Annotated in this window: 15 protein-coding genes and 4 pseudogenes; 12 read left to right on the top strand and 7 right to left on the bottom strand. The window is 50.5% G+C overall.

Going from position 1 to position 20157, the window contains the following annotated elements:
- Positions 1 to 5: 5 nt before the first annotated feature.
- Positions 6 to 926 carry a dihydrodipicolinate synthase family protein gene (locus tag FFT88_RS15415; RefSeq protein WP_135404035.1) on the bottom strand — a complete coding sequence of 307 codons (921 nt, stop codon included), beginning with the start codon at positions 924 to 926 and terminating at the stop codon, positions 6 to 8.
- 151 nt (positions 927 to 1077) lie between these two features.
- On the bottom strand, positions 1078 to 1905 hold the full coding sequence (locus tag FFT88_RS15410) for an AraC family transcriptional regulator (RefSeq protein WP_130221703.1): 828 nt from the start codon (positions 1903 to 1905) through the stop codon (positions 1078 to 1080).
- A 311-nt stretch (positions 1906 to 2216) separates the two neighbouring features.
- Here FFT88_RS15410 and FFT88_RS15405 point away from each other — a divergent pair, with 311 nt between their 5' ends.
- From FFT88_RS15405 to FFT88_RS15370, 8 genes and pseudogenes are all read left to right on the top strand, one after another.
- Positions 2217 to 3164 carry a 4-hydroxyproline epimerase gene (locus FFT88_RS15405; RefSeq protein ID WP_130221704.1) on the top strand — a complete coding sequence of 316 codons (948 nt, stop codon included), beginning with the start codon at positions 2217 to 2219 and terminating at the stop codon, positions 3162 to 3164.
- Complete coding sequence (locus FFT88_RS15400) at positions 3161 to 4270, top strand: FAD-dependent oxidoreductase (RefSeq protein WP_135404034.1); 1110 nt, start codon at positions 3161 to 3163, stop codon at positions 4268 to 4270. Before FFT88_RS15405 ends, FFT88_RS15400 begins: the two co-directional genes overlap by 4 nt.
- The gene (locus FFT88_RS15395; RefSeq protein ID WP_135404033.1) at positions 4267 to 4530 is read left to right on the top strand and encodes a 2Fe-2S iron-sulfur cluster-binding protein; all 264 of its coding nucleotides are present in this window, start codon (positions 4267 to 4269) and stop codon (positions 4528 to 4530) included. Before FFT88_RS15400 ends, FFT88_RS15395 begins: the two co-directional genes overlap by 4 nt.
- Positions 4511 to 5776, top strand: coding sequence for an FAD/NAD(P)-binding oxidoreductase (locus FFT88_RS15390; RefSeq protein ID WP_135404032.1), 1266 nt, complete (start codon positions 4511 to 4513; stop codon positions 5774 to 5776). Before FFT88_RS15395 ends, FFT88_RS15390 begins: the two co-directional genes overlap by 20 nt.
- Positions 5777 to 6277: 501 nt before the next feature.
- Positions 6278 to 8428, top strand: a complete 2151-nt coding sequence (gene btsT / locus FFT88_RS15385; protein WP_135404031.1) for a pyruvate/proton symporter BtsT — start codon at positions 6278 to 6280, stop codon at positions 8426 to 8428.
- Between the two features lie 49 nt (positions 8429 to 8477).
- On the top strand, positions 8478 to 8681 hold the full coding sequence (locus tag FFT88_RS15380; protein ID WP_000467859.1) for a YbdD/YjiX family protein: 204 nt from the start codon (positions 8478 to 8480) through the stop codon (positions 8679 to 8681).
- A gap of 10 nt (positions 8682 to 8691) precedes the next feature.
- Positions 8692 to 9648 carry a GTPase gene (yjiA, locus tag FFT88_RS15375; protein WP_135404030.1) on the top strand — a complete coding sequence of 319 codons (957 nt, stop codon included), beginning with the start codon at positions 8692 to 8694 and terminating at the stop codon, positions 9646 to 9648.
- Positions 9649 to 9979: 331 nt separating this feature from the next.
- Positions 9980 to 11830: pseudogene (locus FFT88_RS15370) on the top strand (3'-5' exonuclease).
- Positions 11831 to 11902: 72 nt separating this feature from the next.
- Here FFT88_RS15370 and FFT88_RS25640 read toward each other — a convergent pair.
- Positions 11903 to 12015: pseudogene (locus tag FFT88_RS25640) on the bottom strand (cell filamentation protein Fic); the annotation flags it as partial.
- A gap of 92 nt (positions 12016 to 12107) precedes the next feature.
- Between FFT88_RS25640 and FFT88_RS25635 the strand changes: the two are divergent.
- A pseudogene (locus FFT88_RS25635) lies at positions 12108 to 12242 on the top strand (hypothetical protein); the annotation flags it as partial.
- 43 nt (positions 12243 to 12285) lie between these two features.
- Here the strand turns inward: FFT88_RS25635 and FFT88_RS25630 are convergent.
- From FFT88_RS25630 to FFT88_RS15350, 3 genes and pseudogenes are all read right to left on the bottom strand, one after another.
- Positions 12286 to 13449, bottom strand: a complete 1164-nt coding sequence (locus FFT88_RS25630) for a DUF1524 domain-containing protein (protein WP_135404029.1) — start codon at positions 13447 to 13449, stop codon at positions 12286 to 12288.
- Positions 13450 to 13496: 47 nt separating this feature from the next.
- Positions 13497 to 14379: pseudogene (locus FFT88_RS25625) on the bottom strand (DUF262 domain-containing protein).
- Positions 14380 to 14475: 96 nt separating this feature from the next.
- Positions 14476 to 14640, bottom strand: coding sequence for a DUF1127 domain-containing protein (locus tag FFT88_RS15350; RefSeq protein WP_097291447.1), 165 nt, complete (start codon positions 14638 to 14640; stop codon positions 14476 to 14478).
- Positions 14641 to 14816: 176 nt separating this feature from the next.
- Between FFT88_RS15350 and FFT88_RS15345 the strand changes: the two genes are divergently transcribed.
- A complete protein-coding gene (locus FFT88_RS15345; protein ID WP_135404028.1) occupies positions 14817 to 16229 on the top strand; it encodes a PLP-dependent aminotransferase family protein in 1413 nt (470 codons plus the stop codon).
- Positions 16230 to 16470: 241 nt separating this feature from the next.
- Here the strand turns inward: FFT88_RS15345 and FFT88_RS15340 are convergent, their stop codons facing one another.
- Entirely contained in the window at positions 16471 to 17415 is a 945-nt protein-coding gene (locus FFT88_RS15340; RefSeq protein ID WP_135404027.1) for an Rpn family recombination-promoting nuclease/putative transposase, read from the bottom strand.
- A 184-nt stretch (positions 17416 to 17599) separates the two neighbouring features.
- Between FFT88_RS15340 and FFT88_RS15335 the strand changes: the two genes are divergently transcribed.
- Positions 17600 to 18880 (top strand): DUF445 domain-containing protein, encoded by a 1281-nt coding sequence (locus FFT88_RS15335; protein WP_135404026.1) that lies wholly within the window; start codon positions 17600 to 17602, stop codon positions 18878 to 18880.
- A gap of 117 nt (positions 18881 to 18997) precedes the next feature.
- Positions 18998 to 20149: a double-cubane-cluster-containing anaerobic reductase gene (locus tag FFT88_RS15330; RefSeq protein WP_135404025.1), complete on the top strand. Its 1152-nt coding sequence runs from the start codon at positions 18998 to 19000 to the stop codon at positions 20147 to 20149.
- Positions 20150 to 20157: the final 8 nt, after the last annotated feature.

Here is a 20157-nt window from a genome sequence, read left to right as displayed (position 1 = left end):
CCACCTCAAAGGCCCACGTCCGGCAGCGCAGGGCGAGTCGCCAGCGCTTTCTCAACTATCGCCACAACCTGGGCACGCGTTTCACCTTCCAGCGCCAGACGCGGCGGGCGAGTAACCTCACTGCCACGCCCCAACAGGGCTTCGCACAGCTTGATACACTGCACCAGGTCAGGACGCGCATCGAGATGCAGCAGCGGCATAAACCAGCGATAGAGCGCCATAGCCTCGTCAAAACGCTGTTGTTTTGCCAAACGGAACAACGTCTCACCTTCGCGTGGGAAGGCGTTTGACATCCCGGAAATCCAGCCTTCAGCGCCCACCGCAATGCTCTCAACCACGACATCATCCAGCCCTGCAAACAGCACAAAGCGATCTCCTACCGCATTGCGAAGATCGATAAAGCGACGAGCATCACCAGAGGAATCTTTAAAGCAGACAATATTTTCGCAATCAGCGAGTGTTTCCAGGATATCAGGGGTGACATCGTTTTTATAAATCGGTGGGTTGTTATAGACCATGATCGGCAGGTCGGTCGCCATTGCCACACTGCGGAAGTGCGCTGCAGTTTCATGAGGCTTAGACGAGTAAACCAAAGCAGGCATCACCATAACGCCATCAACACCGACCTTCTCGGCCTCTTTTGCCATCGTCCGGGCAAAGGCGGTGGTGAACTCAGCAACCCCGGCAATCACCGGAATTTTTCCGCCAGCAGCATCTTTCGCGACTTCGATGATTTGCAGTTTTTCCTGAGTGGTAAGTGACGTGTTTTCTCCTACGCTACCGCACACTACCAGGCCAGAAACCCCGTCTTTAACCAGGTTTTTCATCACCGCATGGGTGGCATCCAAATCAAGTGAGTAATCACTACGGAACTGAGTGCTAACCGCCGGAAAAACGCCACTCCAGTTAATCGCTTTATTGCTCATCTTTGGTTTCCTTATTGTCAACCTGTTGCGTTAATGTGAATTAAAAGTGAATTCTCATTAACAGATTGACCTCTCCTTGCGCTGGCGGCTTGTCGATTTTCTTTCCCCAGGATGACGAAATTAGCACAATGCCCGGTTGCGATTTGTCGTGCTACCCGACCAACGTCATCCGAAAATCACGCGGTGTTGAGCCTGTCATCGCCTTAAATTGACGGCTGAACGCACTGTGGTCGGTATAACCGCACTGCAAAGCGATATCGGTAATCGGCGTAGTTCCTGCAAGCAACTCCGTGGCCTTTTCCAGTCGAACTTTGTGGATCATCTGGCGAGGAGTCAGGTGAAAAATCCGCTTACAGTAACGTTCAATTTGCGCCACAGACATTCCGCTCATTTCAGTCAACTCTTCCATAGAGATCGCGCGGTGGTAGTGATTGCGAATGTGCTCATCGATGATCGCCAGACGTTGCCAGGCAGGATGACGCGCATGTGCCTCCTGGAGATCATGTGAGATCCCCGCCATTCCGATCACACGCCCCTGCATATCGCGCAGTGCCAGTTTCTGCGTCAGGCACCAGCCGCGTTCGCGCCCGTTATAGAGATGCATCTCCAGTTGATCACGTAACGCAACCCCTTCGCGTAGCACACGCAGATCCTGTTCGGTATATCCTCGTCCCAGCGCAGAAGGGAAAACATCTGCCGATGTCTTCCCCAGTAGCGATGTCACGTTTTTAAACCCGCAGCGTCGCGCCAATGTCATATTGACTAACAGATAACGGGCCTGCACATCCTTAATAAAAAACACCACATTAGGAATGGCGTTAAGAAGTGGCGCAATCAGCGCCAGCGCATTTAACAATGCCTGAATATTTTGTGGACGCTGCCGCGCCAGCCCCTCGCAAATCTGACTAAGTTCATCAACGGCCAGCGCAGTTTCTTCACAAGGGGAAAACTCAATAGTCTGATGACATATGCTGGACATAGCTGTTCCTCATAGCGATTGAGGATGAATGTTTATTAACCTTTGGTTAACATGACAAGTACTGAAAGCGCATTTTGCGATCCTTCCGTGTATTTCCACTTTCCGTTGCTCTCACTACTGACGAACGCTTGTTCTTGGTCTAACACATCACTAACAAGATGATTAATATTAAAAAAATATGACCACTCCTGGTGTCGCGAAATAATTCACTGTGCTGATTTCGTCATTTCCCTTGCAGAAACCCTTCAAGCGATAAAGTTGCAATTACGCCAGCATTTAGAAACATTTCGTTAACCACATGGAGCCAGAGCATGCATGTTCCTCACCAAATCACTGAACTCAGGGCTATCGACTCCCATACCGGAGGCGAGCCGACCCGGTTGATTATTGATGGCTTTCCCGATCTCGGTAGCGGCAGCATGGCCGAACGGCGCGAACGTTTTGCCCGGGAATTTGACAGTTGGCGCAAAGCCATAATTCTTGAGCCACGCGGCAACGACGTGCTGGTCGGCGCGCTACTGTGTGAGCCGGTTTCCCCTCATGCCACGGCGGGTGTCATCTTTTTCAATAATGCCGGATACCTGAATATGTGTGGGCACGGCACTATCGGGCTTGTTGCTTCACTGGCCTGGTTAGGTCGTATTAAACCAGGCATTCATCGCATTGAAACCCCTGTTGGAGATGTAAACGCCACATTGCATGACGATGGCAGTGTGTCAGTTGAAAACGTTCCGGCCTGGCGCTGGCAAAAGCAGGTAAGTGTGGAAACGGCGGTGGGTACAGTTACAGGTGATATCGCCTGGGGTGGCAACTGGTTTTTTCTTATTAATGATCATCCATTTGATATTGTGCCGGAACAGATCCCGCAGTTAACTGAATACGCCTGGGCGGTACGGGAAGGACTCGATAATGCGGGGATCGTCGGTGAAAATGGTGGCATTATCGATCATATCGAACTTTTTGCCGATGACGATCAGGCGGATAGCCGTAGCTTCGTCCTTTGCCCTGGCAAAGCGTGGGATCGTTCTCCCTGTGGCACAGGCACCAGCGCCAAGTTGGCCTGTCTGGCAGAGGACGGAAAACTCGCCCCCGGCGATATCTGGCGCCAGGCCAGTATTATTGGTAGCCAGTTTACGGCTCACTATACCCGCCATGGCGAGAAGATTATCCCCACCATTCGTGGAGAAGCCTGGGTATGCGGCGACAATCGCCTGCTCCTTAATCCGGACGATCCCTTCTGCTGGGGGATTAGCCTGTGAACAGCACGGAGGTCATTGTCATCGGCGCAGGCATCATCGGGGCCGCCTGCGCATGGCAACTGGCAAAACGTGGGGTGAGAGTCACGTTAATTGACGACGGCCGAGCCGGAGCTACAGCTGCAGGAATGGGGCATCTGGTCTGTATGGATGATGATCCCGCAGAACTGACGCTCTCTGCCTGGTCGCTGGAACTGTGGCGCACGTTGACGCCTCAGTTACCGGAAAGCTGTGCCTGGCGCGGCTGTGGCACATTGTGGCTGGCGGAAACACCAGAAGAACTGGAAATTGCCCGAGAGAAGCAGCGACGTCTGGCATCGCAGAAAGTAAACAGCGAAATGCAAAGCGCCGCACAATTGGCCGAGCGAGAAGTTATGCTACGCCCGGGGTTATCCGGCGGGTTATGGGTGCCGGGCGATGGCATCGTCTACGCCCCAAACGTTGCCCGTTGGTTTATTGCCAATGCGGGCGATAAGCTGACACATCTGGTTGATCCCGCCATTCGTCTGGAAGAACCAACAGTGACATTACAGAGCGGTCGCCAGGTACGCGCCGACGCGATCGTCATCGCCAGTGGTCTGGGGGCCAATACGTTACTGGGGGAGCCATGGCTGCGCGCGAAGAAAGGCCAACTGGCGATTACTGATCGCTATGGTCCACTGGTCAATCACCAACTGGTTGAACTTGGCTACGGCGCCAGTGCTCACGGCGGCGGCACGTCAGTGGCCTTTAATGTGCAGCCTCGTCCCACCGGCCAACTGCTGATTGGCTCTTCGCGTCAGTTCGATAACCAGGATCGCGAACTGGACCTTCCACTCCTGGCCGCGATGCTGTCCAGAGCGCAACACTTTCTGCCGTCTCTGGCAACGCTCAATATTATTCGTTGCTGGAGCGGTTTTCGCGCCGCCTCGCAGGATGGCAATCCCCTTCTCGGCCCGCATCCTTCCCGTGCTGGCGTCTGGCTGGCTCTTGGTCATGAAGGGCTTGGCGTGACCACTGCCCCCGCCAGCGCGTCGCTGTTAGCCGCACAGTTGCTGGGTGAACGTAGCCTCGTATCTCCTGCCCCCTGGCTACCCGCCAGACTTATCTCCCTGGAGGCCAGCGCATGAGTGGCACCATTCGAATTTTTATTGCCGGACAGCCCTGGTTTGTCCCGACGGGTATTAGCGTAGCGGCGGCACTGGCCTTAACTGATAACCCCATTACGCGCCTTTCGGTGAGCGGGCAACCACGTACGCCCTTCTGCGGCATGGGCATTTGCCAGGAGTGTCGGGTGAGCGTTAATGGTCGTCGGGTACCAGGTTGTCAGACCCTTTGCCAGCCAGACATGCAGATTGAAAGGAGCGGATATGCAGACCTTACAGTGTGACATTTTAATACTCGGTGCAGGCCCGGCGGGGCTATCAGCTGCTCTGGCCGCAGCAAAGTGCGATAAGCAGGTCATCATTCTTGATGATAATCCGCGTCCTGGCGGTCAAATCTGGCGCGATGGCCCACAAAGTCAGCTTCCTCCACTGGCCCGCCATTACCGTGATGCCGTTGCCAACGAATCGCGGATTCGTGTGCTCAACGGAGCGAGGTTAATCGCCCGCCGCAGCGAAAATTGTGTACTGTTCGAAACCGCAGAAGACTACGGCACAGTAAGCTGGAATAAGCTGATTCTCTGCTGCGGTGCACGTGAACTTGCATTACCGTTTCCAGGCTGGACGCTGCCCGGTGTCAGTGGCGCGGGTGGGTTACAGGCACAAGTGAAACAGGGGCTGCACATGGCAAATCAAAAAGTGGTTATTGCCGGAAGCGGGCCACTATTACTGGCCGTTGCTGACACCGTTCGCCGTGCCGGAGGCGAAGTGGTGGCGATTGTGGAACAAGCCCCACGCGCAGCGCTATTGCGCTTTGGCCTCGGGCTATGGCGTTGGCCGGGTAAGCTGCGCCAACTGGCGACACTATTTCCTCGTCGTTATCTCAGTGCAAGCCAGGTTATCGCTGCTCACGGCGACGCAACATTGCGTGCTGTCACCCTCCGACACAATGGTAGGGAAATCACACTGCCATGCGACAAATTGGCTATTGGCTATGGTCTGGTGCCTAATCTTGAACCAGGGTTGTTCTTCAGTTGTGTCATCAGCAATGATGCCGTGCAGGTGGATGAACTTCAGCGAACCTCGGTTAAAAACATCTATGCAGCCGGTGAATGTACTGGATTTGGTGGCAGTGAACTGGCGCTGATAGAAGGTGAGATAGCCGGGCTTTGTGCGGCCGATCGCGCCCATGAAACCAGGTTTCTGCAACAAAAACGTGCCGGGTGGCAGCGCTTCGCCCTTGCACTTCATAAAACCTTTGCCCTGCCCGAAAGTCTCAAGCGCGTTGCGACACCAGAAACGCTGCTTTGCCGCTGCGAAGACATTCGCTGTAGCGATGTAGCGCAAGCACAAAGCTGGCTGCAGGCCAAATTAACGACCCGCTGCGGCATGGGAGCCTGTCAGGGGAGAACCTGCGCCGCTACCGCTCGATGGTTATACGGCTGGCCATTACCGCAACCGCGAGAACCCCTTTCCCCCTCTCGCAGCGAAACGTTAATTGCCCTGGCGCACCAGCCACCTTCACCACATTAAATCCCTGATAAGGATTTGACGTTAATGGCTTATCCGGTCTGGTAAATCTTACAAATTCAATACATTGCAGAATCTATCCAGGCCAGATAAGCGTGGCGCATCTGGCAATTATTGAGGCGCAAACGAGAAATCTATCCTGGCAAAAAAATTCGTGATCTCAATCACATATTAGCCTAATGAATAATTCTTGCCCAACCGCTCACCGCCATTCCTGACCGCTTACGTCCCTAATATAACCACTCAGTTATTTACCTTACTTTACGCGCGCGTAACTCTGGCAACATCACTGCAGGATAGCGGTCAATTTACCTCCTCAAACGCAACGCAAACCTAGAACGGCTTCGGCCTATGATTAACAAATTACTCTATGGATTTTGGTTTGCAGGAAGGCAGCAAGTGAGTGAATCCCCGGGAGCTTACAACAGTAAGTGACAGGGGTGAACGAACGCAGCTGCCGCAACTGTAAGCCAAAAGACGACGAGTAAAATGCCAGGTTTTACTATGGATACGAAAAAACTATTCAAGCACATACCCTGGGTGATTCTCGGAATCATCGGTGCATTCTGCCTCGCGGTAGTTGCATTACGTCGGGGGGAGCACGTCAGCGCCCTGTGGATCGTGGTCGCCTCTGTGTCGGTGTATCTGGTGGCGTATCGCTACTACAGTCTGTATATCGCCCAGAAGGTGATGAAACTCGACCCCACGCGCGCGACGCCTGCGGTTATTAACAACGACGGTCTGAACTATGTTCCGACCAACCGTTACGTGTTGTTTGGTCACCACTTCGCCGCTATCGCCGGTGCTGGTCCGCTGGTTGGTCCGGTTCTCGCCGCGCAGATGGGCTACCTGCCTGGCACGCTGTGGCTGCTGGCGGGGGTAGTGCTGGCCGGTGCGGTTCAGGACTTTATGGTGCTGTTTATCTCCTCTCGCCGTAACGGCGCATCTCTCGGTGAGATGATCAAAGAAGAGATGGGGCCAGTACCGGGGACTATCGCGCTGTTTGGCTGTTTCTTAATCATGATCATCATCCTCGCCGTTCTGGCGCTGATTGTGGTTAAAGCCCTGGCCGAAAGTCCGTGGGGTGTCTTCACCGTTTGCTCAACCGTACCAATTGCGCTGTTTATGGGTATCTACATGCGCTTTATTCGTCCGGGGCGTGTGGGTGAAGTCTCTGTTATTGGTATCGTGCTGCTGGTTGCCTCTATCTACTTCGGTGGCGTGATTGCTCACGATCCGTACTGGGGTCCGGCACTGACCTTTAAAGACACCACCATTACCTTCGCGCTGATTGGCTATGCGTTTGTTTCCGCACTGCTGCCAGTGTGGCTGATCCTCGCACCGCGCGACTATCTGGCAACCTTCCTGAAAATCGGCGTTATCGTCGGCCTGGCGCTGGGTATCGTGGTGCTGAACCCGGAACTGAAAATGCCTGCGATGACCCAGTACATTGACGGTACTGGCCCGCTGTGGAAAGGCGCTCTGTTCCCGTTCCTGTTCATCACCATCGCCTGTGGTGCGGTATCTGGCTTCCACGCGCTGATCTCTTCCGGTACAACGCCGAAACTGCTGGCTAATGAAACCGACGCGCGTTTCATTGGCTACGGCGCAATGCTGATGGAGTCCTTCGTGGCGATTATGGCGCTGGTTGCTGCGTCCATCATCGAACCAGGTCTTTACTTCGCGATGAATACCCCGCCTGCTGGCCTAGGCATCACCATGCCTAACCTGCATGAAATGGGTGGCGAGAACGCGCCGATCATCATGGCGCAGCTGAAAGACGTTACCGCACACGCGGCGGCGACCGTCAGCTCCTGGGGCTTCGTGATTTCGCCAGAGCAGATCCTGCAAACCGCGAAAGACATTGGTGAGCCTTCTGTCCTGAACCGTGCAGGTGGTGCGCCGACGCTGGCGGTAGGTATCGCACACGTGTTCCACAAAGTGCTGCCGATGGCTGACATGGGCTTCTGGTATCACTTCGGTATTCTGTTCGAAGCCCTGTTCATCCTGACCGCGCTGGATGCGGGTACTCGTTCTGGCCGCTTTATGCTGCAAGACCTGCTGGGTAACTTCATCCCGTTCCTGAAAAAAACCGACTCTCTGGTTGCCGGTATCATCGGTACTGCGGGCTGTGTGGGTCTGTGGGGCTACCTGCTGTATCAGGGCGTGGTCGATCCGCTGGGCGGCGTTAAGAGCCTGTGGCCGCTGTTCGGTATCTCCAACCAGATGCTGGCAGCCGTGGCGCTGGTCCTGGGTACCGTTGTGCTGATTAAGATGAAGCGCACCCAATACATCTGGGTAACTGTTGTTCCGGCTGTATGGCTGCTTATCTGCACCACCTGGGCGCTGGGCCTGAAACTGTTCAGCACCAACCCGCAGATGGAAGGCTTCTTCTACATGGCAAACCAGTACAAAGAGAAGATTGCTAACGGTACTGACCTGACGGCGCAGCAGATTGCCAACATGAACCACATCGTTGTGAACAACTACACCAACGCAGGTCTGAGTATTCTGTTCCTGATTGTGGTGTACAGCATCATCTTCTACGGTTTCAAAACCTGGCTTGCGGTGCGTAACAGCGACAAACGTACTGACAAAGAAACACCGTACGTTCCAATCCCGGAAGGCGGCGTGAAGATCTCTTCGCACCACTAACCGTGTTTAGCCCCGCTTCGGCGGGGCTTTGTTCTTATCAGAGTGAACTATGTTTGGTAACTTAGGACAGGCAAAAAAATATCTCGGCCAGGCGGCGAAGATGTTGATTGGCATTCCAGACTACGACAACTACGTCGAGCATATGAAGACCAACCATCCCGACAAGCCGTACATGAGCTATGAAGAATTCTTCCGCGAACGCCAGAACGCGCGCTACGGCGGCGATGGTAAAGGCGGTATGCGCTGTTGTTAATGGAGAGAGCATGAACCCGATTGCAGTTACCCTACTCACCGGTTTTTTAGGCGCGGGCAAAACCACCCTGCTGCGCCATATTCTTAACGAACAACACGGCTACAAGATTGCCGTGATTGAAAACGAATTCGGCGAAGTCTCCGTTGATGATCAACTGATTGGCGACCGCGCCACCCAGATCAAAACGCTGACCAACGGCTGCATCTGCTGTTCGCGCTCCAACGAGCTGGAAGACGCACTACTCGACCTGCTGGATAATCTCGACAAGGGCAATATTCAGTTCGATCGTCTGGTCATTGAATGCACCGGCATGGCCGATCCCGGCCCGATTATTCAGACCTTTTTCTCCCATGAGATTTTATGCCAGCGCTACCTGCTGGACGGCGTGATTGCGCTGGTGGATGCGGTACATGCCGATGAGCAGATGAACCAGTTCACCATCGCCCAGTCACAGGTTGGCTACGCCGACCGTATTCTGCTGACGAAAACCGACGTCGCAGGCGAAGCAGAAAAACTGCGCGAACGTCTGGCGCGCATCAACGCCCGTGCACCGGTCTACACCGTCACCCACGGCGACATCGACCTGGGCCTGCTGTTCAACACTAACGGTTTTATGCTGGAAGAAAACGTCGTCAGCACCAAACCGCGTTTCCACTTTATCGCGGATAAACAAAACGATATTTCGTCGATTGTGGTGGAACTGGATTACCCGGTAGATATCAGCGAAGTTTCCCGGGTGATGGAAAACCTGCTGCTGGAATCGGCGGATAAACTGCTGCGTTACAAAGGGATGCTGTGGATTGACGGCGAACCTAACCGCCTGCTGTTCCAGGGCGTCCAGCGCCTCTACAGCGCCGACTGGGACCGCCCGTGGGGCGATGAAAAACCGCATAGCACAATGGTGTTTATCGGGATTCAACTGCCGGAGGATGAGATTCGGGCGGCGTTTGTGGGGTTGCGGAAGTAATCACCTTAACCTACTCATACGAAGCGGACGAGGATAAAATCCTATCATTTTCCGTTCGCTTCATTATTTTATTTTCTTTCCAATGCCCATTCAAATTAAAAATATAATTCTGCCATAATCCCCTAAATACAGATGTACTTACATTGCCACCACTCATACTTTTAAAAGCAATCTATATGATAGACGTCCTATTGAGGCGTAATAGATGTATTAATTTCCAAATATGCAAACATTCTGGTACAGTCCAAAAAAGAAAAATCGTCAACCAAAACAATCAGCAAATAAATTAATAGCAGTTTAATTATAATCAACACGAATACAAGAGATTAATATGGCAACAATAATCCCAACAATCAGTAGCTGCAACGATAAAATTACTGCCGGAGAGAAAAGGCTGGCAAGAATTCTTGAAAGAGGACTTGGCGAAGAGTGCTGCTGTTGGTATGACATTCCTACAGGTGATAAGCATCTTCACCCAGACTTTATGATACTTTCGCCAGAAAAAGGCATTATTTTTCTCGAGGTAAAAGATTGGTTTATTACTAAAATAAAAAAAGCCAACAAGTCTAATGTGTTGTATGAGACACAAAATGGTATTCAATCTTTAAAGAATCCGATAGAACAAGTCAGGCAATATGCTTTCGAAGCTGTAAACCAGTTAAAAAAAGACCCCTTATTATGCCAATAGGAGGAGCGTTACAATGGCAATCTTCTGTTCCCCTATGGATATGGCGTATACTTTAGTAATATTACGCGAGAAGCATTAAATAATAAATTTACCGAAGAGGAACTGCTCGGAATTTTCCCATCGGATCTCGTTATCTGCAAAGACGAACTTAATGAATTTATGTCAAAAGAGGATGTTTCATCCAAAATACATTCGTTGATTAAATATGACTTCAAATGTCATGCTACACAAGAACAGTTGAACAGGATTAGATGGCACTTATACCCCGATGTCAGAATAGAAAGGGAAAAGAGAAGTAAAAACCGTGATGAATTTAGTGTCGATGCACCAACCATCATTTCTATCCTGGATACTCAACAGGAACAACTTGCCAGAAGTATGAGAGATGGCCACCGAATCATTCATGGTGTTGCAGGTTCAGGGAAGACATTGATCCTCTATCATCGCTGTCAGGAATTAGCGAAAAAAAATGACAGCGAAAAGCCAATACTTGTCATTTGCTACAATATTACTTTAGCCAAAAAACTTCGGTCGATGTTCATCAATCATCCCTTTGCAGAGAAAATAAAGGTTAAAAATTTTCATGCATGGTGTTTCCAACAAATTAAAGAAAACAAGATCACCATTCCAGAAGGGGATAATATTTTTGAAAATATGGAGCAAGCGTTGACTGATGGTTTCAACACAGGAAAAATAAAACCAGAACAATACAGCGCTGTATTAATTGATGAAGGACATGATTTTAAGCCCGAATGGTTAAAAATCCTGGCAAAAATGACTGACTCTCAGGACGAGAATTTGCTATTCCTTTATGATGATGCTCAGTCAATTTACCAAAAAAAGAAAGCATTAGACTTTACACTGTCCAGCGTAGATATTAAAGCGACAGGACGCACAACTATTCTTAATATAAATTATAGAAACACACAGCAAATCCTACACTTTGCCAGTTGTATTGCATTTAATTATCTTAATAGCCATATCGATAGTTCTTTAACCTATCATAAACCTGCTGCGGGAGGAATGAATGGCGATTATCCCAACCTTGAGCATTTCGACACACTGGACGAAGAAATAGCAAGAGCAGTCAAGTGGATTACAGAGCAAAATGAACAAGGGATTCCGTGGTCTGAAATTGCTATACTAAGTCCATCAACTCATACCCTTTCTAACTCTCTAAGTTCTGTACTTGAATCGAAAAACATCCCCTTTAATCTTATTGTAAGCTCTGCAGATAAAAAGTCCTGGACGCCGGAACAAGAGCGTATTTCTGTTATGCCATTACCCAGCAGCAAAGGGCTTGAGTTTCACTCAGTTGTCATTATTGATGCAGCGAGAACACGGAATAATAGCGATGATTTGAGTGAGGATATAAAGAGACTCTATGTAGGTTTTACCCGAGCACGTTGCAATCTCTTGGTAACCTTGCACGGTGAAGGTGCGTTAAATGAGCATCTACTAAAGACCTATGAGCAAAGCCCACAATATATGTAGATATACTAAATTATCTCCATAACGCCCGGTGGCTCTGCACCGGGTGAAATAAATGAATCTCTAATATCTTATTCATACCTGATAGCACTCCACTAAAAACGCCATCATCTCCGTCGCGTCTTTGCTGTGATAAAAGCGTACCATTTTGCTGTTAATTCCAGCGCCTTAGCCGCTGGAATTAACAAGATCAAACTTCCGGCAACGAAGATCCAGTTATTACAAAAATTACTGGAAAAAGCGATCAGCGACTTCAAGAAAGTGAACCAGTTGCAAGGGATTAACTTCACCCGCCGTCGAAGAGAGCGAACTGATGCAGTCGCTGCGCCAGGTGTGCAAACTGTCGACGCGTAAACAAAAGCAGGTGCAGGAATTTATTGGGGTAATTACAGGTAAACAGAAAGTTGCCAGATAAATTGACCCGGTAGCGCCAGTGCTACCGGGTATTATTCGCCGCGTTAGACCAACGCGCTCTCCATCTGTTTTTCAAATGCCTGACGAATTAATCCCATAATGTAAGGAAGTTGTGCGAGGTCGCTGAAACCAATTTCCACATCACCATTGCCCCAGCGCCCAAGATTTGTCACATCTTTGGCAATACCTTTCGGATCGACCAGTTCATGAAACTGCATATTAAGCGACAACCGCAGTCGGCTTTTTTGCGGCACAACATCAACAAAATTCGTTTCAGCTTTAAACGCAATATACAGCTTTAAAACTTCCTGCGTGATCCCTGCGTCCAGGCGCATAACTTCATCGCGAAGATGATCGAATAACACCCGGCTATGCGAACCATCAGCAAGAAAAGGATAATCACTCAGGCTGTAACTGGTTTTGTTTTCAGGCTGCCCCCGATAAACAGCTAAAACCTCTTCAGGAAGAGAAGGCGCTTGCCAGACCTGAACCGCGAGATCGGCCAGACGATCGGCACGGGCGCGAATGGCAGCTTCATCCCATTTTTCGCACTGTCCAAGACCGATATTCAAATAGAGCGGGCTATGTTTAAAGCCGTCTTCAATATCGCGTTTTTCCGCGAAAGGTCTGTCACTGTAGCGGGAGTTATAGCGCGTTAAAGTGAGATTCCCCAACGTATGTAACAGTTCTTTATGCACTCGCTGCCAGTCGCTTCCCAGCTCTTCACGCCATTTAGCCGACAGATTTTCGTTCTGCGGCATAATGTGCTCAATCGTAAACTCTTCCACGCGCTCTCTGCGTTTATCGTTTTCCAGTCGTCGTAACCAGTAACTGCGGCTGCGGAAGTTATAGAGATCGCGAACTTTTAATTCCCGTTTAAATTCATCATCGTTGGGGAAACGACGATATGAAGGCAGATTCAGAAAATGTACCTGAATACTTTCCAGATAATTTTCTTTATTAATGACCTTATAAAAAGTAGCAAACGTCTTATTAAGAGAATTTGTCGGAATCGCACATACTGCACGGCGGAAAACATAAGATTCAATTAAACGAATTATGCTCAGGAAATCTTCGTGAGACAAAACGCCATTTTTATAGTCATGATAAAGCGCCAGTAAGAAAGGATACGCCACATCGACTTTTAACTCGCGCAAATCCAGAAAAGCCGTAGCAAGCGATTTGTCACTTTCTTTTCCCAATGCCATTGCGCAGTAATACTCCGCGTAGATGTGAATATCTTCAACCAGCCGATCTACGCCTTTTTCAGCAACACTCTGGCTGCGGGCATGTAGTTTAAATGCCTCATAGACTTCATCTGTCCGAGGGATCTCCCCCGTTTTTACCGTCAGATAATGACGCATAAAACTGTCAAAATATTCGCTGTAACCTTGCTGACCAAAAGCGACTTCCATTGGTCGCCAGTGATCTTCATACAACCGGGTTTGATGCTCTGGTTCGAGGCCCATCAGAATAAAATTACGCACCAGATCGGCCTGACTTAACGCCTTACCGGTGGAGTTCATACTTTCAAAAATCAGTTGCGGATTATCCTGACCACGATTAAGCGCCACATCGACAATTAATAACTTTGCTAACCCACGACATAAGGGGATCAAGTCATCACCGAGTTTGGCAATTTGCTCATCAAAGAAAGTAAAATTTTCCATTATTCGATGGGAATAGTTTTCTGGCATTGGTCTTTGTTTTATTAACGCCAGCAAACTGTCTTTATCAGTCTCGGTCAGCAGTAATTTAAATCCTTTCTCGCCGGACTCATAAGGATTGAGCAAATAATAATTACGCAATTTCATTGCCGAAAAGCCATCAAACACTTCGTCTTCGCCAAGATGGCGCGATAAAGCCTCAATCAGCAACATTGCGGTCGTCAGCCGTTGTTGACCATCAATGACCAGCAACGGAGAAATACCAGAAACCTGATACAACCCCTGCTCTATATAAACAACCGAACCGATAAAATGCGCTGATATATCGTCACGCTTTCCGGCACGAATGATGTCGTCCCAAAGTTGCCGACATTGTTGTTCCGTCCATGAATAAGTGCGTTGATAAATGGGAATAACAAACTGCTGCGAACGTTTTAAAAAATCGAGTAAGCGGGCTTCTGTTGCTTTCATTCTGACGTCTTTCCGTGAAGCGATGATTTCGCAATAATAACCACTTCCTTGTGGAGGTTATAGAGAAATCCTGTTTATCCGCGACGAACTGCCCCCTCACTCCACATCCTCCCTGCGTAACCCAATATCCCTCAACCGCTCATCACTCATCTGCTGTAACACGCGCCGGGTCTGCTTTTTCAGCCACCAGGTCCTCACCGCCTGCCAGAGTTGCACCAGGCCGATAAACGGCGCTTTGGCTTTGTTTTCGTGAAATTCCATCTGCTGCCTCCTCATCTTTCAGAGGCTTCATCATCCGCCTTTTGGCAGTTCACAATACAGATTCAAATATTACTTTTATTTAACATACAGACAGGTTAAAACAGCATCTGCATCCGGTTTTTTAGCCTCATCTGTACCGGTTTTTCTCTCTGTATGGTCCAAATAAGGAGTACAACATGACGCGTTATCAACATCTGGCGACTTTGCTTGCCGAGCGGATTGAGCAAGGGCTGTATCGTCACGGGGAGAAATTACCGTCGGTGCGCAGCTTAAGTCAGGAGCACGGCGTCAGCATCAGCACCGTGCAGCAGGCGTATCAGACGCTGGAGACGATGAAGCTCATCACTCCGCAGCCGCGTTCGGGGTATTTTGTCGCACAACGTAAAGCCCAGCCGCCAGTGCCGCCGATGACGCGTCCGGTGCAGCGCCCGGTGGAAATTACCCAGTGGGATCAGGTACTGGATATGCTGGAGGCGCATAGCGACAGTTCCATTGTTCCGTTAAGCAAAAGCACGCCGGATGTCGAAACGCCCAGCCTGAAACCGCTGTGGCGGGAGCTAAGCCGGGTGGTGCAGCATAATCTGCAAACCGTTCTCGGTTATGACTTGTTAGCCGGTCAGCGGGTATTGCGTGAGCAGGTTGCCCGCCTGATGCTCGACAGCGGCTCGGTGGTCACCGCCGATGACATCATCATCACCAGCGGCTGTCATAACTCGATGTCGCTGGCGTTAATGGCAGTGTGTAAACCGGGCGATATTGTCGCGGTCGAATCCCCCTGTTATTACGGTTCGATGCAGATGCTGCGCGGTATGGGCGTGAAAGTGATTGAAATCCCAACCGATCCAGAAACTGGCATCAGCGTTGAAGCGCTGGAACTGGCGCTGGAACAGTGGCCGATTAAAGGCATCATTCTGGTGCCAAACTGTAATAATCCGCTGGGATTTATTATGCCGGACGCGCGCAAACGGGCCGTTCTCTCTCTCGCTCAGCGTCATGATATTGTGATTTTTGAAGATGATGTCTACGGCGAACTGGCAACGGAGTATCCGCGCCCGCGGACCATTCATTCCTGGGATATCGACGGGCGAGTGCTGCTGTGCAGTTCGTTCAGTAAAAGCATTGCGCCTGGCCTGCGCGTGGGTTGGGTCGCGCCGGGACGTTATCACGATAAACTGATGCATATGAAATATGCCACCAGCAGCTTTAATGTACCGTCCACGCAAATGGCGGCGGCAACGTTTGTGCTTGAAGGTCACTATCATCGCCATATCCGGCGGATGCGGCAGAACTATCAGCGCAATATGGCGCTTTATACCTGCTGGATACGGGAATATTTTCCCTGCGAAATCTGTATTACGCGCCCGAAAGGCGGATTTTTACTGTGGATAGAATTGCCTGAACAGGTCGATATGGTCTGCGTCGCGCGGCAACTGTACCGCATGAAAATCCAGGTGGCGGCAGGCTCGATTTTCTCAGCTTCCGGCAAATACCGTAATTGTCTGCGCATCAACTGCGCTTTGCCGCTCAGCGAAACCTATCGCGAAGCACTGAAGCAAATTGGCGAGGCCGTGTATCGGGCAATAGAATAATTTCGAATTATTGGCGAAGCGCCTGATTTACTCTCACGAATCACCTGTAACTCGTTTTATCTTTATAGCGACATCGCCACGTTCCGGCATGGCTTAGGCAAAGTGCGCTTTGTTCATGCCGGATACGGCGTGAACGCCTTATCCGGCCTACAAACCGCGCAAATTCAATAGATTGCAGAGATAATGTAGGTCTGATAAGCGTAGCGCATCAGGCAGCTTTGCGTTTGTCATCAGCCTCTGATTAGTACTCGATCCATGGATCGCGCTTGCTTTCAGGCAAGGGCTGCTCTAATGCCTGCATTTGCTCTGCCGAAAGTCCGGTAATCTTTTGTATCCATTCAGGATCTGCCCCATTCTGCAACAACAATCGGAGGAGGCGCTGTTCCCCTTCTTCTTTCCCTTTCTCCCTTCCCAACAGCCATCCATCATTATGAATTCGCTCTGCAATCGTCATTATTCGCTCCCTGTGTTGTGGCATTCGACTGGTTAGTTCGCTGATAAACTCTTTAAAACTCGCTTCATCGCCAGCCAGTAAAATGTAATTTAACAGCGCGGTTATCTGGCTGTCATTAGCGCACCCTGTAACCAGTAATACTGCCAGTTGATCAATAAGCCCCATTAGATCGCGCTGGCGAATATGCTTTTGGATCAACTCCAACAGGGCGACTCTGCGGTGCTGCACAATCTCGTCGTCTGGCACGACAGTGATATCCACCAGCGGGAACGCGGCGGTATAAAGCTTCCGTGCGGTAGTCGGGTCGGCAAATTCGTCCAGCCAGCACAAAGACCAGGGGTAAGGACTACGGCTACCGTGATAAAACAGCATCGGGATGACCAGCGGTAGCGGCTGGCGTTTATCATGCTCGATATGGCGCTGCATCACCGCCATGGAATAGCGCATCAGGCGAAACGCCATATGGATATCCTCGCGGCTCTGATGTTCAATCACCACATAAATATAGCCATCGCCTTCGCGGGTCTTTACCGACCACAGAATATCGGAATGTAGCGCCCGCAATTTTTCATCGACAAAGCTGGCTGATTCCAGTTTTAAGGTGTCGAGATCGCACAGCTCACGTAAATCTTTAGGTAAGTGGATCTCCATAAAATCCCGCGCGGTGTCAGGGTGCGTGAGAAAGGATTTAAATAATGCGTCATGCGGCGTGCTGCTCGTGAAGTTTGTCATGGCGATCCGTCACCTGTTGATAAGATGGCCCGACTTTAGCGACTAACAAAACCATTCTCACCCGGCAATTTCCCGTTCCCCGAGGCGCTTTCCAGGCTATTTTTGTTCTCCTGCAAGCGATACATTTTTATGGAAGATATCTCGATTTTTGCGTGAACCTGCCGTCAGGCTCTATTCTTACGATATGAATAAAATCATTGAACTCCGACGCGCCAAAATGCTGGCGCTCTCTTTGCTGCTCGTTGCTGCCGCGACTTTTATCGTTACGCTGTTTTTGCCGCCCAATTTTTGGGTGAGCGGCGTGAAGGCGATTGCCGAAGCGGCGATGGTCGGCGCGCTGGCGGACTGGTTTGCGGTGGTGGCACTGTTTCGCCGCGTGCCGATCCCGATTATTTCTCGTCATACGGCGATTATTCCGCGTAATAAAGACCGGATTGGCGAAAATCTCGGCCAGTTCGTGCAGGAAAAATTTCTCGATACTCAGTCGCTGGTAGCGCTAATCCGACGTCATGAACCGGCGTTGTTAATCGGCAACTGGTTTAGTCAGCCGGAAAACGCCCGTCGCGTTGGGCAGCATCTGTTGCAGATCATGAGTGGTTTTCTCGAACTGACCGATGATGCGCGTATTCAGCGTCTGCTTAAGCGCGCGGTGCATAAGGCGATCGATAAAGTGGATCTTTCCGGCACCAGTGCATTGATGCTGGAGAGCATGACCAAAAACGATCGTCATCAGGTACTGCTCGATACGTTGATCGCACAACTGATCGCCCTTCTCCAGCGCGATAAATCGCGCAAGTTTATTGCCCAGCAAATTGTTCGCTGGCTGGAGAGCGAGCATCCGCTGAAAGCCAAAATTTTGCCTACCGAATGGCTGGGCGAACACAGTGCGGAGTTGGTTTCTGACGCCGTGAATTCTTTGCTTGATGATATCAGCCGCGATCGCGCACATCAGATCCGCCATGCGTTTGATCGCGCTACCTTCGCGCTGATCGAGAAACTGAAAAACGATCCGGAAATGGCGGCGCGGGCCGACGCCGTGAAAAGTTATCTGAAAGAAGATGAAGCATTTAACCGCTATCTTGGTGAATTGTGGGGAGATTTGCGGGAGTGGTTGAAAGCGGATATCAGCAGCGAAGATTCTCGCGTGAAGGAACGCATCGCGCGAGCGGGACAGTGGTTTGGCGAGACGTTAATTGCCGATGATGCCCTGCGCGCCTCGTTAAATGGTCATCTGGAACAGGCCGCGCACCGCGTCGCGCCAGAGTTTTCGGCATTCCTGACTCGCCACATTAGCGATACGGTAAAAAGTTGGGATGCGCGGGATATGTCCCGGCAAATCGAGTTAAATATCGGCAAAGATCTCCAGTTTATCCGCGTTAACGGCACGCTGGTCGGCGGTTGTATTGGGCTGATATTGTATCTTTTATCGCAAATTCCGGCCTTGTTACCCCTCGGCAACTTTTAGAAATCGATGATAAAAGCTAAATGGCTAACCGCGAGAGAGATCAAATAAACCACACTTAAAACATGGTAATAATGTGGCCTCTTTTCATTATCTCCCGTGTTACGGGGAAGGAAAATCATGTCACTTGTCACCGATCTACCCGCCATTTTCGATCAGTTCTCCGAAGCTCGCCAGAAAGGCTTTCTCACCGTCATGGATCTCAAAGAGCGCGGCATTCCGCTGGTTGGCACCTATTGTACGTTTATGCCGCAAGAGATCCCGATGGCTGCTGGTGCAGTTGTTGTTTCGCTCTGTTCCACCTCTGATGAAACCATTGAAGAAGCCGAGAAAGATCTGCCGCGCAATCTTTGCCCGCTGATTAAAAGCAGCTACGGCTTCGGCAAAACCGACAAATGCCCCTACTTCTATTTTTCTGATCTGGTGGTTGGTGAAACCACCTGCGACGGCAAAAAGAAAATGTACGAATACATGGCGGAGTTTAAGCCCGTTCATGTCATGCAATTACCAAACAGCGTGCAAGACGATGCCTCGCGTGCGTTATGGAAAGCCGAGATGCTTCGCTTACAAAAAGCGGTGGAAGAACGTTTTGGGCACGAGATCACCGAAGACGCGTTGCGCGATGCCATTGCACTGAAAAACCGCGAACGTCGCGCACTGGCCAACTTTTATCATCTGGGGCAGTTAAATCCTCCGGCACTCAGTGGCGGCGACATTCTGAAAGTGGTTTATGGCGCAACTTTCCGGTTCGATAAAGAGGCGTTGATCAATGAACTGGATGCGATGACTTCCCGCGTTCATCAGCAATGGGAAGAGGGCCAGAGACTGGACCCGCGGCCACGAATTTTAATTACCGGTTGCCCGATTGGTGGTGCGGCAGAGAAAGTCGTGCGCGCGATTGAAGAAAACGGTGGCTGGGTGGTTGGTTATGAAAACTGCACCGGCGCGAAAGCGACCGAGCAATGCGTGGCGGAAACGGGCGATGTGTATGACGCGCTGGCGGATAAATATCTGGCAATTGGCTGTTCCTGTGTTTCGCCAAACGATCAACGCCTGAAAATGCTCAGCCAGATGGTGAAGGAGTATCAGGTCGATGGCGTGGTCGATGTAATTTTACAGGCGTGCCATACCTACGCGGTGGAATCGCTGGCGATTAAACGCCACGTTCGTCAGCAGCATAACGTTCCTTACATCGCCATAGAAACAGACTACTCCACATCGGATATCGGACAACTCAGTACCCGCGTCGCAGCCTTTATTGAGATGTTGTAAGGAGCGGT

The sequence above is a fragment of the Escherichia sp. E4930 genome, assembly GCF_005845405.1.
In the GTDB taxonomy this organism is placed as follows: Bacteria; Pseudomonadota; Gammaproteobacteria; order Enterobacterales; family Enterobacteriaceae; genus Escherichia.
The sequence above is the reverse complement of the archived record's forward strand: the minus strand, read 5'-3'. Positions and strand labels throughout refer to the sequence as shown.

Excerpts from the sequence above, each read along its gene's own strand:
- FFT88_RS15415 (WP_135404035.1), bottom strand. The coding sequence starts at position 926 with ATGAGCAATAAAGCGATTAACTGGAGTGGCGTTTTTCCGGCGGTTAGC.
- FFT88_RS15410 (WP_130221703.1), bottom strand. The coding sequence starts at position 1,905 with ATGTCCAGCATATGTCATCAGACTATTGAGTTTTCCCCTTGTGAAGAA.
- FFT88_RS15405 (WP_130221704.1), top strand. The coding sequence starts at position 2,217 with ATGCATGTTCCTCACCAAATCACTGAACTCAGGGCTATCGACTCCCAT.
- FFT88_RS15395 (WP_135404033.1), top strand. The coding sequence starts at position 4,267 with ATGAGTGGCACCATTCGAATTTTTATTGCCGGACAGCCCTGGTTTGTC.
- FFT88_RS15390 (WP_135404032.1), top strand. The coding sequence starts at position 4,511 with ATGCAGACCTTACAGTGTGACATTTTAATACTCGGTGCAGGCCCGGCG.
- btsT (WP_135404031.1), top strand. The coding sequence starts at position 6,278 with ATGGATACGAAAAAACTATTCAAGCACATACCCTGGGTGATTCTCGGA.
- FFT88_RS15380 (WP_000467859.1), top strand. The coding sequence starts at position 8,478 with ATGTTTGGTAACTTAGGACAGGCAAAAAAATATCTCGGCCAGGCGGCG.
- yjiA (WP_135404030.1), top strand. The coding sequence starts at position 8,692 with ATGAACCCGATTGCAGTTACCCTACTCACCGGTTTTTTAGGCGCGGGC.
- FFT88_RS25630 (WP_135404029.1), bottom strand. The coding sequence starts at position 13,449 with ATGGCATTGGGAAAAGAAAGTGACAAATCGCTTGCTACGGCTTTTCTG.
- FFT88_RS15350 (WP_097291447.1), bottom strand. The coding sequence starts at position 14,640 with ATGGAATTTCACGAAAACAAAGCCAAAGCGCCGTTTATCGGCCTGGTG.
- FFT88_RS15345 (WP_135404028.1), top strand. The coding sequence starts at position 14,817 with ATGACGCGTTATCAACATCTGGCGACTTTGCTTGCCGAGCGGATTGAG.
- FFT88_RS15340 (WP_135404027.1), bottom strand. The coding sequence starts at position 17,415 with ATGACAAACTTCACGAGCAGCACGCCGCATGACGCATTATTTAAATCC.
- FFT88_RS15335 (WP_135404026.1), top strand. The coding sequence starts at position 17,600 with ATGAATAAAATCATTGAACTCCGACGCGCCAAAATGCTGGCGCTCTCT.
- FFT88_RS15330 (WP_135404025.1), top strand. The coding sequence starts at position 18,998 with ATGTCACTTGTCACCGATCTACCCGCCATTTTCGATCAGTTCTCCGAA.